The organism is Bacillus rugosus, from assembly GCF_023238245.1.
Taxonomy (GTDB): domain Bacteria; phylum Bacillota; class Bacilli; order Bacillales; family Bacillaceae; genus Bacillus; species Bacillus rugosus.
Genome location: NZ_CP096590.1, coordinates 1,074,065 through 1,089,445, shown reverse-complemented (window position 1 = coordinate 1,089,445; position 15,381 = coordinate 1,074,065). Strand labels below are relative to the sequence as shown.

17 protein-coding genes and 1 pseudogene are annotated in these 15,381 nt (G+C 45.3%); 10 read left to right on the top strand and 8 right to left on the bottom strand.

The genetic code is table 11. The annotated features are described in order from the left end of the window. Positions 1–20 precede the first annotated feature (20 nt). From M0696_RS05495 to M0696_RS05480, 4 genes are all read left to right on the top strand, one after another. On the top strand, positions 21–239 hold the full coding sequence (locus tag M0696_RS05495; RefSeq protein WP_166853763.1) for a YheE family protein: 219 nt from the start codon (positions 21–23) through the stop codon (positions 237–239). Positions 240–446: 207 nt separating this feature from the next. Continuing rightward, positions 447–650 carry a beta type acid-soluble spore protein SspB gene (gene sspB, locus M0696_RS05490; RefSeq protein WP_071580754.1) on the top strand — a complete coding sequence of 68 codons (204 nt, stop codon included), beginning with the start codon at positions 447–449 and terminating at the stop codon, positions 648–650. 105 nt (positions 651–755) lie between these two features. Continuing rightward, positions 756–881 carry a hypothetical protein gene (locus M0696_RS05485; RefSeq protein ID WP_014113213.1) on the top strand — a complete coding sequence of 42 codons (126 nt, stop codon included), beginning with the start codon at positions 756–758 and terminating at the stop codon, positions 879–881. 38 nt (positions 882–919) lie between these two features. Next, a complete protein-coding gene (locus M0696_RS05480; protein WP_166853765.1) occupies positions 920–1,540 on the top strand; it encodes an NAD(P)-dependent oxidoreductase in 621 nt (206 codons plus the stop codon). A gap of 44 nt (positions 1,541–1,584) precedes the next feature. Here the strand turns inward: M0696_RS05480 and bmrD are convergent, their stop codons facing one another. The 3 genes and pseudogenes from bmrD to M0696_RS05465 all read right to left on the bottom strand — a co-directional run bounded on the left by bmrD (position 1,585) and on the right by M0696_RS05465 (position 5,651). Beyond that, positions 1,585–3,609 carry a multidrug resistance ABC transporter ATP-binding protein/permease BmrD gene (gene bmrD, locus M0696_RS05475; RefSeq protein WP_248602579.1) on the bottom strand — a complete coding sequence of 675 codons (2,025 nt, stop codon included), beginning with the start codon at positions 3,607–3,609 and terminating at the stop codon, positions 1,585–1,587. Next, positions 3,606–5,363, bottom strand: a complete 1,758-nt coding sequence (gene bmrC / locus M0696_RS05470) for a multidrug ABC transporter ATP-binding protein BmrC (RefSeq protein WP_166853767.1) — start codon at positions 5,361–5,363, stop codon at positions 3,606–3,608. The genes bmrD and bmrC overlap by 4 nt, the downstream gene beginning before the upstream one ends. Positions 5,364–5,488: 125 nt before the next feature. Next, positions 5,489–5,651 (bottom strand): annotated as a pseudogene (locus M0696_RS05465) (hypothetical protein). A 162-nt stretch (positions 5,652–5,813) separates the two neighbouring features. Here M0696_RS05465 and M0696_RS05460 point away from each other — a divergent pair. Further along, positions 5,814–6,314 carry a universal stress protein gene (locus tag M0696_RS05460; RefSeq protein ID WP_166854696.1) on the top strand — a complete coding sequence of 167 codons (501 nt, stop codon included), beginning with the start codon at positions 5,814–5,816 and terminating at the stop codon, positions 6,312–6,314. A 126-nt stretch (positions 6,315–6,440) separates the two neighbouring features. Next, entirely contained in the window at positions 6,441–7,802 is a 1,362-nt protein-coding gene (nhaC, locus tag M0696_RS05455; protein ID WP_166853768.1) for a Na+/H+ antiporter NhaC, read from the top strand. A gap of 42 nt (positions 7,803–7,844) precedes the next feature. On the opposite strand, the gene dat is transcribed toward nhaC, so the two are convergent. Continuing rightward, the gene (gene dat, locus M0696_RS05450) at positions 7,845–8,693 is read right to left on the bottom strand and encodes a D-amino-acid transaminase (RefSeq protein ID WP_166853769.1); all 849 of its coding nucleotides are present in this window, start codon (positions 8,691–8,693) and stop codon (positions 7,845–7,847) included. Between the two features lie 285 nt (positions 8,694–8,978). Between dat and M0696_RS05445 the strand changes: the two genes are divergently transcribed. Next, positions 8,979–9,827: a polysaccharide deacetylase family protein gene (locus tag M0696_RS05445; RefSeq protein ID WP_222142515.1), complete on the top strand. Its 849-nt coding sequence runs from the start codon at positions 8,979–8,981 to the stop codon at positions 9,825–9,827. Positions 9,828–9,856: 29 nt separating this feature from the next. Here M0696_RS05445 and M0696_RS05440 read toward each other — a convergent pair whose 3' ends face one another. The 3 genes from M0696_RS05440 to M0696_RS05430 all read right to left on the bottom strand — a co-directional run bounded on the left by M0696_RS05440 (position 9,857) and on the right by M0696_RS05430 (position 12,045). Then, positions 9,857–10,600, bottom strand: coding sequence for an NAD-dependent protein deacylase (locus M0696_RS05440; protein ID WP_222142514.1), 744 nt, complete (start codon positions 10,598–10,600; stop codon positions 9,857–9,859). Between the two features lie 72 nt (positions 10,601–10,672). Further along, entirely contained in the window at positions 10,673–11,788 is a 1,116-nt protein-coding gene (gene mscY, locus M0696_RS05435) for a small-conductance mechanosensitive channel protein MscY (RefSeq protein WP_166853772.1), read from the bottom strand. Between the two features lie 149 nt (positions 11,789–11,937). After that, a complete protein-coding gene (locus tag M0696_RS05430) occupies positions 11,938–12,045 on the bottom strand; it encodes a YhdX family protein (protein WP_003224203.1) in 108 nt (35 codons plus the stop codon). A 233-nt stretch (positions 12,046–12,278) separates the two neighbouring features. On the opposite strand from M0696_RS05430, the gene M0696_RS05425 reads away from it, so the two are divergent. The 3 genes from M0696_RS05425 to crcB are packed head-to-tail and all read left to right on the top strand — an operon-like array spanning position 12,279 to position 13,745. After that, positions 12,279–13,010, top strand: a complete 732-nt coding sequence (locus tag M0696_RS05425) for a glycerophosphodiester phosphodiesterase (RefSeq protein WP_248602578.1) — start codon at positions 12,279–12,281, stop codon at positions 13,008–13,010. Continuing rightward, positions 12,997–13,392, top strand: a complete 396-nt coding sequence (locus M0696_RS05420; RefSeq protein WP_248602577.1) for a fluoride efflux transporter FluC — start codon at positions 12,997–12,999, stop codon at positions 13,390–13,392. Before M0696_RS05425 ends, M0696_RS05420 begins: the two co-directional genes overlap by 14 nt. Next, positions 13,389–13,745: a fluoride efflux transporter CrcB gene (gene crcB / locus M0696_RS05415; protein WP_166853775.1), complete on the top strand. Its 357-nt coding sequence runs from the start codon at positions 13,389–13,391 to the stop codon at positions 13,743–13,745. Before M0696_RS05420 ends, crcB begins: the two co-directional genes overlap by 4 nt. Before the next feature lie 13 nt (positions 13,746–13,758). Here the strand turns inward: crcB and M0696_RS05410 are convergent, their stop codons facing one another. Then, positions 13,759–15,144: a hemolysin family protein gene (locus M0696_RS05410; RefSeq protein WP_222142510.1), complete on the bottom strand. Its 1,386-nt coding sequence runs from the start codon at positions 15,142–15,144 to the stop codon at positions 13,759–13,761. Positions 15,145–15,381: the final 237 nt, after the last annotated feature.

Genomic DNA, 15,381 nt, shown 5'->3' with positions numbered 1-15,381 from the left:
TGATATCAATTTTAAGGAGCGTGGCCGTAATGATTTCTCATTTCAGCTGGAAACCTTTGTTCCAAAAAGAAAAGCTGCCCGGATGGAGAATTTCGTTTTATTATAAAGGAACCCATTATGAAGGCATCTATCACAAAAGCGGTGAGATTGAATGGGGAAATTTATATCCCGCCCGCGCTGACGAGCCTGCTCTTGCAAACGAAATTCATGAACTGATGCTTTTTCATATTTATGACTAGCTTAGCCTAAGCGGCTAAGCTTTTTTATATCTTCTCAAGATTTACCACTCAATTCTTTGCATGCGTTCCCGGCCAATTTAACATAATACTAGTAACAAGCCGGCAAGCATTGGGTTACGCCGAAGGGCAGTGACACCCGAGACGGGTCCACGGACTGGTGCAACTCCAGTTAACCCAACCATACTAAACAAAAAGGAGATTTTACACATGGCTAACCAAAACTCTTCAAATGACTTACTAGTTCCTGGCGCAGCTCAGGCTATCGATCAAATGAAACTTGAAATCGCTTCCGAATTCGGTGTTAACCTTGGAGCGGATACAACTTCCCGCGCTAACGGTTCTGTCGGAGGAGAAATCACAAAACGTTTAGTATCTTTCGCTCAGCAGCAAATGGGCGGCAGAATTCAATAACAACTCAATATATGGCTATAGAGGGCGCGGTTTCCGCGCTCTCTTTATATTTGTCACCCTTTTTTCCTACTCCACATATCCTAGAAAAAAAGGGAGGGAATAAGGATGGCATTCATCGCCTTTGTGAATTGGGAGCTGGTTCAGTTCGTAAGTATTTCCATGATTCATGAATATGTTTCCCATCGTTCTGTCTATTTGTACAGGTATTCTTTCCCGCGCTGTTCAAACTGAGAACATCCTTTTATAATGAGTGGCGAGGAGGTTTTTTGATGAAAATCGCTTTATTTGGAGCCAGCGGCCGCGTCGGACAAGCTTTTTTAAAAAAAGCTGCCGCAGATGAACAATTTGACATTTACGCTCTGGTTAGATCTCAACATGCTGAACTTCCCCTTCAAAAAGACCGAATCGTCATGGGGAACGCGCGCCGCCGGGAAGATGTAACAAAAGTTGTGAAGGATGCTGAAATCGTGATTAGCTGTCTCGGCACAGATGGTGATGATACCCTATCCGCAGCTATGACAAATATACTCGCCATTATGAGGGAACAGCATATCAAAAGACTGATTACGATCGGTACCGCAGGCATTCTTGATTCCCGGTATGAACCGGGAAAGTACCGGTTTGAAACAAATGAATCGAAGCGAAAGCTCACCCGCGCAGCTAGGGAGCATGCAAAAGTATACGAAATGCTAAAAGATTCCTCGTTAGACTGGACAATCATCTGTCCCACTTACCTCCCGGAGGGACCTGCAACTGGTGTTTATCGTACAGAGCGTGACGTTTTGCCGGAGGGCGGCACGAGCATTTCGGTCGGCGATACTGCTGATTTTCTATATCGTGAGCTTGTTACAGGAGAATATGTCGGATACCGTGCCGGACTGGCTTATTAACTACATAAAAAACCCAAAACACGATTGTTTTGGGTTTTTGAGCGTTATGCAATGGAATGTTTCTGGCCCTTTTGCAGCTCATACATTTGATAATATTGGCCTTTGATTGCCATCAATTCCTCATGGTCCCCTCGTTCAACAATTTCTCCTTTATCGAGGACCAAAATCTGATCCGCGTTTCTGATTGTTGAAAGCCGGTGAGCGATGACGAAGGTGGTGCGTCCTTGTTTGACGATATCAAGCGCCTTCTGGATTACGGCCTCTGTCTCTGTATCAATGTGCGCCGTTGCTTCATCTAAAATCAAAATGGCGGGATCGAACGCCAAAGCTCTTGCGAAAGAAATTAACTGCCGCTCTCCAGAGGATAGTGTGCTCCCTTTTTCAATCACGGGTTCATTAATGCCTTTCGGAAGCTTTTCCAGAAGCGGCTCGGCACCGACTTGCCGCAAAGCTTTTTTGATATCATCTTCGGTCATTCTTTCGTCATCCAGATTGACGTTAGACCCGATTGTGCCCGAAAATAAGTACGGATCCTGAAGCACAATGCCCATATGGGATCTGAGTTCCTGTCTTGACATGTTGTAAATGCTTTTTCCATCAATCAGAACATCCCCTTTTTGCGCATCATAAAAACGAAAAAGGAGATTCAAAATCGAGCTTTTTCCTGATCCGGTATGGCCGACGAGCGCTATGGTTTCGCCTTTTTGCGCGGTAAAGGAAATATGTTTTAATACCTCTTCACCATCATCTTGATAAGCAAATGACACATCACGAAATTCAACCCGCCCCAGCGCGCGCTCCTTCGCCGGTTCACCCGCTTCTTCCGTATTCTTTTCTTCAAGCAGTTCGAACACGCGCCCGGCAGAAACCCGTGCCAGCTCCAGCTTTGAAAACTGATTGACGATGCCTGTAATCGGCTGAAATAACCGGTTTAAATAATCGACAAACGCGTACAGCACACCGACGGAAACAATCCCGGCCGCATTCAGGCTGACACCGCCAAAATGCCAGATCAGACTGACAAACGCAAGGTTCCGGATCACATTGACAAGGTTATGGGACATTAAGGAGTTTAAATTCAGCATCCTGTTTTGAAAATAAAAATGAGATTCATTTAATTCCTCAAATTCTCTCATCGTTTCCTTTTGATGACGGAAAGCCTGAATTATCGTCATGCCTTGAATGGATTCATTCATTTTAGCGTTAATGTCACTGTTGATTGAGCGGATTTTTTGATTGTAATAAGACGCGTATTTTCGGTATATGACCGACCACACCCAGATAATCGGCACAATTGCCAGACACACAAACGCGAGCTTAACATCCAGCAGAAACAAAGCCGTGAATATCCCGAGCATATAGATTCCGCTTGTCACAAATGTTGACAGCACTGTGACATATAAATCCCTAATGGCCTCCGTATCATTGGTAATCCGCGCAACCACTTTCCCGGCCGGAAGGTTGTCAAAGTAGCGAATCGGCATTTTCTGAATATGCGAAAACACGTCCTGCCTCATCTTTTGAATAATCTGATTGGCGCTCATCTGCAGCAAATAATGCTGTCCGTATTGAAAGAAAACCGAAAAGACAAGCAAGCCCCCATAAAGGCAGATTAGAAACACCATTCCCTTTATTTCCGGCTGATAGAACTGGAAAAGTTCCTGCTTTGTCAGCTTTTCGGCAGCAAATGTCCGGCTCTTGTCTCCATTTGTGATCGTCAGCTTCCCGTCAGAAATCGTTCTGTTCCCGTCAAAGCTGACAGCCTGATCAACAAAATAGAACGCCATTCCCACTTGATAAATATGCGCTTCTTTCTCTTGAGAAACAGGGCCCTGGATACGGTCTTCTCTGACATAAGATGTACCGTGAAACTGAACGGCGTTTTTATCTTTTTCCGACGCTTCATACCATGTTTTTTCGATGCCGAGGATATGGTCGTCAATCATTTTTTTGCCGATAAACGGCCCGGTCAGTTCTGCCCCGACGGCGACAGCAAGCAATAGGACGGCAATGATCAGCAATTTTCGATAAAGGAGTGCGTATCTCCATAACGTTTTTCCTGTTTTCATGCACCCGCTCCCCCTTCTTCCGCAGTGAACAGCTGCTGTCTTTCATATTGTTCGCGGTACCACCCATTATTGGCCATTAGTTCTTGATGCGTGCCTCTTTCAGCAATCACACCGCCGTCCATCACAAGGATCAGGTCAGCATGCTCTACTGCTGATAATCGGTGCGTCAAAATGAATGTTGTTTTTCCTTTGCGGTTTTCTCTGATATTCCTGATAATTGCAGCCTCTGTTTTGGCGTCTACTGCAGAAAGCGAATCATCCAGGATCAATATCTCCGGATTCGCCATAAGTGCTCTCGCAATCGAAATTCTTTGTTTTTGCCCGCCGGACAGTGCCACGCCTTTTTCACCAACCATCGTCTCCAAACCGGTTGGAAGCATGTGTAAATCTTTTTCAAAATGTGCTTCGGCAATGGCTTGCTTAACTTCTTCATCACTTGCATCCTGTTTTCCATACAAAATATTTTCTTTTACCGTCCGTGAAAACAGCAAATGATCCTGAGGCACATATCCGATCCACCCGCGGAGCCGGTCAAGCGGGATCTGCTGAATCGGCACGCCTGAGAATGTGATACTCCCTTCACCGGCAGGGTACTGGCGCAAAAGCTGCTTAATAATCGTCGTTTTTCCGCTCCCGGTTTTACCGGCAATCCCGACAGTCTGCCCTTTTCGTACCGTAAACGAAATATCTTGAATATTGCCGCTTGTTGAGCTTGGATATGTAAAGCTGACATGGCTGAAAATGATATCCCCAGGCTCTTTAAGATCAGCAGGCTGCTTTGGGTCCATCACGTCCGGCTCATAAGAAAGGGTTTCATTTACCCGGTCTAATGATGCATTGCCCCGCTGCATCACATTAATGAGTTCACCGATTGCAAACATCGGCCAAATCATCATGCCGAGATAAACGTTAAAGGACACAAGCTCACCCAGCGTCAACTCGTTCCGGAACACCAGAAACGCTCCATAGCCGAGCCCGATCAGATAGCTGGCGCCGACAAGCAGCTTCACCGTCGGCTCAAACAGTGAATCAATAAAAGCCACTTTCATATTTTTCTGATAAACATCTGCGGTCATATCATTAAACCGGCGGACATCATTTGTTTCCTGTACATACGCGCGAATCACCCGCACGCCCGAAACAGATTCAAGCACCCTGTCATTCAGCGCCCCGAACGCATTTTGGGCCTCCGTAAACCGCTCATGAATTTTACTTCCGTATAGACTGATCGCAATCGCCATAATAGGAAGCGGGATAATGGCGGCTAAGGTCAGCTTCCAGCTGATCAGAAACCCCATCGTCAAAAAGATCGTCATCATAAACATCGTAGAATCGACTAATGTCAAGATGCCAAACCCCGTCGTTAAACTGACCGCCTGAAGATCATTCGTCCCCCGTGCCATCAAATCGCCTGTCCGGTTTTTTTCATAAAACGGCGGCGACATGGCCAGCAGATGCCCCATCAGCTTCGTACGGAGAATTTTCTCCATCACATTCGCTCCGCCGAACAGCTGGTGCATCCAAAAATAAGACATGATATACACGACCGCCGTCAGCACAAAAAAGATACCGATATAAAACAGCAGCCCCTCCGCAGTAAACGCCCCTGATTTCATATCATCTATGGCGTTCCCCAAGAGCTTAGGCGGAAACATTTCAATGACATTGACTCCCAATAAAAGCACAATTGCAATCGTATAGCGCAGCCAGTACGCTTTAAAAAACCAGCCTAGCTTTTTCAATACTGAAAACATCGATCCCCATCTCCTTTATCTCATCAGCCGCCTTCTATTTTTTCCTTGCTGCTTTTTTCGTTTAATTTGACATGAGCTGCCCTCGTCTCTGTATTTGTCTTCACATCCCATACACCTGTCTTTCCTTAGATTTTGTATATAAAAAAGGCATGAAGCGTCAGCTCCATGCCTTTTTTAACCAATATGATATGCACAGCGCTCTTCAGCGCGCGGCTAGACTTAAAAAAACCGTTCGATCGAACAGAACATAGGGGTTGCCGCGCCAATATGAAATTGTTTTGGAAACACGCAAATTCCTTGGCATAGCAAACCCTCCTTCCATTGATTTCATCTTTTTTTCATCATATAAACAAAACCTTTTTTTGTCAATCATTACTTGAATAGGAAAAGGGTTAATTGTACCCGAATCCGGGTATTGTGTTGTAAGACGCTTTTGAAAGGGTGAGAATGATGTTTCATGCTGACCGTATCATCGTTGCGTTTGACGGAAGTGAAAATAGTAAGAAAGCACTGCAGACAGCCATCGATCTTGCTACAACAGTAAATGCTGCCATTACCGTCGCCCATTCACATGATATGAAAGACAATCAGACCATCATCGACCCGCCGAGGCCCGCAGCAGGGGCAAGCTATATTGGCGGAGGCATGACAAGTGTTCCTGATCCGCTGATATCAGACGTTGCACCATCTGAGCCAATGATCTATGAAGACCGTACGGAAGAAGTCATCGCCGAAGCCAGAATGATGCTGAATGACCAACAGACAGATGGAGATATTGATATATTAGAAGGCGATCCGGCTGAATCAATTATCGAGCATGCAAACCGTATTTCTGCCGATTTGATCGTAACCGGAAGCAGAGACCAAAACAGGCTGAAAAAGCTCATATTCGGAAGTGTAAGTGAAAAGCTTTCAGCGAAATCGGATATACCCGTCCTGATTGTAAAGTGAGCACGCCCCGTGCTCACTTTTTTAAATTCATAATTGTGAAAAAACATAGATTTTCGTTTTTTTCTGTTATAATGCTTTCGTGCCCAAAAGCACAAAAGCATTAAAGATAAATTATGGGGTGTTATTTTGGATTCTCAAAGAAAGCTGACGTTTCCGTTAGCCGTCGGTTTATTTATATTAATGTTAGGAATCATTATTTCTTGCTTATTCTTGTTTCATACAGAACCGCATATTCCGCTGTTTCTATGTGTTGTCATGCTTTCGGCTGCCGGTTTATGGTTTGGTTTTTCCTGGAAGTCATTAGAAAAAGGGATTACAGATGGGATCAAGAACGGCGTACAGCCGATTATCGTTCTGGCGCTGATCGGTATCTTAATCGGCGCTTGGATGTACAGCGGCGCAATACCGTCCGTGACAGTTTATGTCCTGTCATTTATTGAACCCAGCCACCTCCTTTTGACTGCTTTGTTTTCTTGCATGATCATCAGTACGCTTGTCGGCTCAAGTTTGACAACAGTGAGCACGATTGGGGTCGCGCTGATCGGAGTGGCGAGTGCGGCCGGCGTTCCGCTTGAATGGACAGCAGGCGCGGTCATATGCGGCGCATGCTTTGGTGATAAAATGTCGCCGATGTCGGACACAACCAATTTTGCCGCCGGCATAGGCGAAATCCCAATCTTTGAACACATTCGCCATATGATGGGCACTACTATTCCGGCTTTGCTCATTACTGTCGTGCTGTTTTACTTTCTCGGTTTATCTGTGTCAGCGGACACGGCTTCAACCGATGATATTCAACATGTCATAACCGGAATCAATGATGCCGCAAACGTAACGCCGTGGGCGCTTCTTTCTCCACTCTTAGTCGTCTTGCTGGCGGTTAAGCGTGTGCCCGTGATTCCCGTGCTGACTGCTGGAATTATTTCCTCGGGAATTTTGACTGCTATATTTGTACCTGACAGCAGCCTGCAGGCGTTTATGACAGCTTTGCAAAATGGCACGTCGTTCGAAACTGACAATGAGGCCGCCGCTAAAATTATCAACAGAGGCGGACTGCAATCCATGATGGGCTCAGTCTCGCTCATTATGATTGCTTTTGCACTCGGCGGATTGATGGAGAAAATCGGATTGATTTCCGCGCTATTGGAGGGTGTCATGAAAGGCATCCGTTCAAAAGGCCAACTGATTGCGGCAACTGTCTGTTCAAGCATCGGCATCAATCTGGCAACCGGTGAACAGTATCTTTCAATATTAATACCGGGACAATCATTTAAAGCCTTATACGACAAACAAAACATCCAGCGAAAATTTCTTTCCAGATCCTTAGAGGACGGCGGGACATTAATTAATCCGTTGATCCCTTGGGGAGTATGCGGTGCTTTTATGACGAGCGCACTTGGTGTTCCCGTCATAGACTATATCCCGTTTACGTTCTTCCTCTATATATCACCGATGATCTCCATTTTGGTTGGATTTATTAAAAAATAAAAAGAGCTCCGCTTGCAAAGCGGGCTCTTTTTTTATGCTTCATTATGAAATACTTGCAGCCTGCTGAATGCTTTCTTGAAAAGCAGCCTGAAGCTGTTTTGTCACCGGCCCGGGTTCACCGCTTCCGACCGATTCTCCATCGAGCGTCACGACCGGAATAATCTCTGCCGTTGTTGATGAAATAAAGATCTCTTCCGCCTGTCTCAGTTCTTCCTCACTGACAGGCTTCTCTTCAAGCTCGATCCCGTTCTTTTTAATAAGCCCTAAAATATTCATTCGTGTAATTCCATTGAGAATGAGCCGATTAGCCGGATGCGTTCGCACCGTCCCATTGATAACCGCATAAACGTTAGAGGATGTACCTTCCGTAACAGTGCCGTCTCTTAGTAAAATAGTTTCAAAGGCTCCCGCTTCATAGGCTTTTTGCTTGGTCATAACATTATACAGTAAATTCAGACTTTTAATGTCGCATCTCAGCCAGCGGAGATCCTCATCTGTTATGGCTGCCACTCCGTATGCCTGCTCTTGCTCCGGTTTTTTCACACTAAAAGTGTAAGCAGTAGTCTGCGGTTCAAGTCCAGCTTCATATTGATGTTTTCGAGGCGCCACACCTCTTGTTGTCTGAATGTATACCGCTCCTTCACTGATCGCATTCTCCTGTACAAGCTTTTGCAGGTCCCACTCTAAATCTTCTATACTGAACGGCAGTGACATTCCGATTTCAGCCGCACTTCTGAAAAAACGCTCCGCATGCTCGCGCAAGCCGAACAATACCCCTTTGTACACCCTGATAACCTCATAGATACCGTCACCAAACTGATAACCGCGATCTTCCAAATCAACCGAAGCTTCGCTGCGTTCGATCAGCTGGCTGTTGACTAAAACCTTCATAATAGCCCTCCCTTTTCGAGATTTCCCTGATGTTTTTCTAGCTGTCATTGTCACTTATTCTATCATATTGGACGAGCTGAAAAACAGAAAGATCCAAGAGATCTATAGCGGGAAGGAGTTTATTTTTTCCTTAAAATCTGACATTTCGACACATTTTCTATGTTCTTTCCCGTTTTATTCCTGTATACTTGACTGGTAATACATAGGTTGTAAACATATGGCATCTTCATAAGCTGCCTGCTGTACAGCGGTATGTAGAGATTTTATGCCAATGGAGAGATTGTTATGCGACAAACGAGAGGAGACGCTTCTCCTTCTGCAGTTTCGCTTGCTTTTAAATTTGCAAGTTTAGCAGTTTTATGTGTGCTGCTTTTGCTTATGGTGATTCTGGGGTATTCCAACAGCTCATCGAAAGCAAAGGAAGTCACTGTCACAACAAACGGCCAGCTTCGCAATGAGAAGGAAAGCCTGAAGCTGAAAAACGACTCCCCCGATCTGCTGATAAAACATCTGCAGACAAAACAGAACATGGGAGATAAGACGGTTTACTTAACCTTCGATGATGGCCCGTCAGCCTATACAACCCGCTTGCTCGACGCACTGAAACGCGCTGATGTAAAAGCGACATTTTTTATGCTGTCACCGCGGATGAACGAATTCAAACAAGTGGTGAAAAGGGCAGAAAAGGAAGGCCACACACTCGGTTTACACGGCGTCACCCATAATAACAAATTATTCTATCAAACACCGACATCCCCGTTAAAAGAAATGCAGGAGGCGCGTGACACGCTGAAAGACATAACAGGATATAAAACCGATCTTGTCAGAACGCCATACGGGAGCAAGCCGTCACTGACCGCTTCACAAATCCGCAATCTTGAGAAAGACGGTTTTGTGTACTGGGATTGGACGATTGACAGCCTGGACTGGAAATACCGGAATTCAAAATATGTGACGGCAGTATTACAACAGCTTGAGAATATGGAACACAGCCACTCAAGCAGGCCGTATGTCATTCTCATGCATGATCTTCCAGCTACCGTAAACGCGCTGCCGGCATTAATCGATAAACTCAAAGAAAAAGGCTATTCCTTCGGAGTATTAGAGGACACCATGGTTCCTGTTCATGAATAAAAAAGTGAGGCGCACGCATATGGGTGGCCTCACTTTTTTATGTCCAAACTTCGGGCAAACTCTCCAATTTTTTGATGGATGACCATGTCAAACAAGCTGTCACAATACGTCGGCTCGAGGTTAATGATGACTTTCTTCATGCCGGGAATCCGGCTTGCGTCCTCAGGCACAAATCTCGCCGGAGCAACTTCGAGAGACGTGCCGATGACCAATAAAAGATCTGCTTGATCTAACTTTTCATAAAGGGTGTCAAAGTGCAGGACGGCATCACCAAAGAGAACAACATCGGTTTTTAATACCGTTCCGCAAATATCATCATCTTTTCCGACCGCCGTGCACTCCGGCACCTCTCTCTCCAGCAAATGAGGGAGCTCATATCGGACGCCGCATGCCGGACAAGCTGCTGTCTGGATAGAGCCATGCAGTTCATACACATGCCTGTTCCCGGCTTTTTTATGAAGGCCGTCAATGTTTTGCGTGAAAATATCGACTTGCTTCCCTTGCTTCTCCAGCTCAGCTAAAAGCAAGTGCCCTTCATTCGGTTCAAAGCTGCCACTCATCTTCATCTGGAACAATTCTTTGAATTTAGGCCAAAACAGACGCGGATGGTTTAAAAAGTAATCAAGACTCATCGCTTCCATTCTTGAGGCATCCTCCGTCCAAATGCCCCCGGCTGAACGAAAGTCGGGAATCCCTGATTCTGTGCTCATCCCAGCTCCGGTCAGCACGACAATTCGCTGCGCTTCATTTAGAATATTTCTGAATGCTTCCAACTCAACACCGCCTTTTTTCTATTATTTTACCACGAAAAAAACTCCGCCTCTGTAGACGGAGTCTTTCCCTTTTTAAGCTCGTTCCTTTTCCTCTTTATTTAAATTGACTTGGAACGGATCGTTTTGGTGCTTTTGCTTAACAAAAACCATTTGGCCGGGGTATGCAAACTCAACACCTTCTGCGGCTAGAATTTCAATAATTTTATAGTTGATATCCTCTCTAACATCAAGATTTTCAGCCCAAATCGTTGTTTTTGTATAGAAGTTGAAAAATAAATTGTAGTAGCTGTCGGCAAACGTATCAAAGTTGACCATGATCGTTTCATTATCAACGCCCTCATGTTCCAAAAGCATGGTTCTGAGAGAACGAATGGAGCGTTCAAGGTTCTCAATCGGCGTAGCGTAGGATACATGGATGGAAAACGTGATCTGGCGTTTGGTCATTCTCGTCCAGTTCGTGATTGCTTCCATCGACAGCGTAGAGTTAGGCACCGTTACAAGCGCCCCCTGTGCTGTTCTGAATCTCGTGCTCCTGAAGGTTATATCTTCTACTGATCCGGTTACTGTCGACGTCTCCACCCAGTCACCGATGGTAAACGGCTTTTCAGTAATAATAATGATGCCGCCGAAGAAGTTGCTGATGGTATCCTTCGCTGCAAGCGCAAAAGCCAGTCCGCCAAGACCTAGGCCCGCCACAAATCCGTTGACATCATAATTAAATTCCTGAGCGATCACACTGACACTGAGCGCAATGATGACAAAACGGAGCAATTTGGATAAAAACGGCGCCAGAATGTCATCCATGTCCAGTTCGAAGCGCTGATTCACCTTATGGAAGATAAATGACGACGCTGCGGTCAAATTACAAAGCCCCCAGCACAAGAGCGCAACAATCAGTGATCGGTATATTTTGCTGATGATCGGCATTTGTTCGTCTAAAAACGGTGAATACCGGATTGCTAAAAACAGCCCTAAGGCAACAAAAAACCACCTGGCCGGCTTTTCAAACGCAAGAACGACCTGTTTGAAAATTTCTGTTTTCCGCCGATTCGTTAAATTAAAAAGCAACTGAAAGAAATATCTTGTAAACAGTTTTCTCAGTATAAGAAACACCAGCAAAATCGCCAAGCTGATGCCGATTTGTATGATTTTATCAAGCGTAAAATATTGCTGCAGATAATCTGGCATGACAGTCTCCCTTCTATTTAAATCGAATGTTTATTATACTAAAAGATTCGTAAAGATGCTCTTCTAAATGTCTTTTTGCAGCACAAAACCCCGGCGAACGCCGGGGCCATTTCTCAATTCATCTATTCAGCCAGATACACTAGGGACAGTCACTTACTTTTTTTCGTTTGTGTCTGATCAAGGAGAGTTGCTTTTTGCATTTCAGCATCCGTTTCGGCTTTAATTCTTTCCTCCACTCTGATTCTCCCTTTTCCCATGATCTCGCCTCCTTTTTTGCTATTATAAAGTAACAGAATGTTTTGTGAATATGTCGAAAGACCTAATTTCCTGCCGAAATATGTTCTGAAACGCTGAGTGTCTTTTTTTAGTTATACGCACTCATCAGCCCGGACCATTCCGAGATGGCAGAAAAAATTCACCAGTTTGTATCGCCGCGCATATATGGATTTGATACAATAACAGAAATGCCCATATGAGGAGCTGACTTAGCTTGTACACCATTGCCCATCGAGGAGCATCAGGTTACGCTCCGGAAAATACGTTTGCCGCATTTGACCTTGCGGCGAAAATGAATGCAGATATGATCGAACTGGATGTCCAGCTTACAAAAGACAGGCAGATTGTTGTGATACACGATGACAGGGTTGACCGAACAACAAACGGCTCGGGTTTTGTTAAGGAATTTACACTGGAGGAATTGCAGAAGCTCGATGCAGGAAGCTGGTACGGCCCCAATTTTAAGGGAGAGCGTATTCCAACCTTAGAAGCGGTGCTCAAACGCTACCACAAAAAAATCGGCCTTTTAATTGAATTAAAAGGCCATCCATCTCAAGTCGGAATTGAAGAAGAAGTGGGACAGCTGTTAGGGCAATTTTCTTTTTCTATCAACAATATTGTCCAATCCTTTCAATTCCGCTCCGTCCAGAGGTTCCGCAAGCTTTATCCATCGATTCCGACAGCAGTCATTACAAGGCCGAACTTTGGCATGCTGTCCAGAAATCAGCTGAAGGCCTGCCAATCTATCGCAAACTATGTCAATATAAAATACACACGACTCAATCGGCTGATGATCGCTTCCGCCCATAAAAATGGCTTAAAAGTATTTGCATGGACTGTCAAGAATCCAAAGGTAGCAGCAAAATTACAAGCCATGGGTGTGGACGGCATCGTAACAGACTACCCGGATTTCATCAAAAAGGATGGCAAACATGAAAATATATAGCGCGGTTTTTATCGGAGGCGCGCTTGGCGCCTGCCTCCGATACGGATTAAACATGTGGATACACACCGATCAGTTTCCGGCAGCAACCTTGCTGGAAAATGCGGCTGGAAGCCTTCTATTAGGCATTCTGACCGGTTTTTTTATGGTCAGGGCAAAACGGCCTCTGCTGTCGGCTTTTTTAGGCACCGGCTTTTGCGGCGGCTTCACGACAATGTCCACGTTTTCTAAAGAAACGGTGCTGCTTTTGCAATCACAATCTTCACTGGCTGTTTTGTATATGGCAGTCTCATTGATATCAGGAATCGCTCTTGCACTGATTGGTGTTCTGGCGGGCCGGCGCATAGTAAGCATTCGGCAAAGAAAGGGGCTGCAGGAAAAATGACACTAGCGGGTATCTTCATAGCGGGCGGGCTTGGCGCGATCCTGCGCTTCTGGCTTGGCAATGTCATAACCGCCAAAGCCAAAGGTTTCATCCTGCCCATCGGCATAGTAACAGTCAATATTCTCGGAGCTCTCGGGCTTGGAATATTTACAGGGTTTCACGTTACAAATGCTTCGGCCTCCCTCATCATCGGCACGGGATTTTTTGGCGCCTTTACGACCTTTTCCACTTTCAGCGTTGAAAGTGTACAGCTCCTGCTGGCCAAACGCGTAATGGAAAGCATCCTGTACATCGCTCTGACGCTTTGCGGGTCGCTTTTGGCATTTTGGTGCGGCTGGACAATCACAACGTAAAAAAACCTTGAGCTTATTTCTCGCTCAAGGTTGCACTGTTCAGCATCACAGGCTCGGGCATCGGCAGCGTGTGGTGCGCCGTAATCCCGGTTGTGCTGCCAGCTTCTTCTTTTATATCGATTTGTTTAATTAATCGGCCGTCCATCTTCAGCACCTTTATCGTATACGAACCGATACGGATGGATTCACCAGCCTCAATATCGATGTTTTCTTTTAATATCAGCCCGCCGATCGTATCGACGTCCTCTTGAATCGATGCACCAAGAAGGCTGTTCACCTGATCGATCCGAACCTTTCCATCCATCACATAATGGCGGTCGCCAAGCTTTTGGATCACCGGCTGTTCATCTTCATCAAATTCATCTCTGATCTCGCCGACAATTTCCTCAAGAATATCCTCTGTCGTCACAAGTCCCGAGGTTCCTCCGTATTCATCAGACAATATGGCCATATGAATGCGTTCGCGCTGCATTTTAATCAGCAAATCATGAACCGGGATGGTTTCAATCACTTCGATTACGGGCCGCACATACGGGTGGATTGTCATCTTCATTCGTTCCTCTTCTGTCATAAACAGCAAATCAGAAAACAAATGCTTCGTATTAACCAATCCGATGACACTGTCTTTGTCCCCGTCTGTGACAGGCCAGCGCGTATATTTTTCCTTCAGCATGACTTCTAGCATCTCGGCCATCGTCATCTCTGTTGACACAGCGGCCATTTCCTTCCGCGGTATCATAATTTCTTTAGCGATCCGATTATCAAATTCGAAAATTTTATTCACATATTTATATTCAGACGGATTAATCTCTCCGTTTTTTAAACTCTCAGACAACAGCATTCTGAGTTCTTCCTCAGAATGGGAACCATCATGTTCTGACGCAGGCTTTAAACCGAACATCCCGCATAAAAGCCGCGCCGATCCATTGAGGATCCAAATAAACGGAAACAGGAGCAAATAGAATAAACGCAAAGGACCCGCTATCAGCAAAGTCAGCTGTTCAGCCTTTTGAATTGCGACCGTTTTCGGGGCCAGCTCACCTACAACAACGTGCAGGAATGTAATCAAGCCGTACGCGACCGCAAATGAGATCGCATGAGAAACCGATTCCGGCAGATCGAGCGGTTCAAACAATGGATGCAGCAGCCGTTCAAATGCCGGCTCCCCCAACACGCCGAGCCCGATTGATGTCAATGTAATGCCCAGCTGGGATGCGGATAAATATTCATCCAAATCTGTAATGACACGCTTTGCGAGTATTGCCCGTTTGTTTCCTTCCGTTATAAGCTGATCAATTCTGGATCTCCTTACTCTAACAATCGCAAACTCGCTTGCAACGAAAAACGCGGTTAAAGCAATGAGCACACCAATTAAAATCAGACTGTCAATATCGTCCATTTAACCTTATCCCCTTCATGAAAGGATAAGGAGTCACCTCCTGATATAATCATTTTTCCTTAACATTGAGGTACGCGGTGTATTGTTGCCTAAGCAGTGGGCCCCATCATACCACCTCCAAGTCAAAGTGATTATAAATTGTATATTTTATTGTAACACAACTCATTCCAAAAATGATTTTTAATTTTTAGACTTTTAGCATGGAGCAAGCCTTAATTGCAAGCACGGCCTGTCATT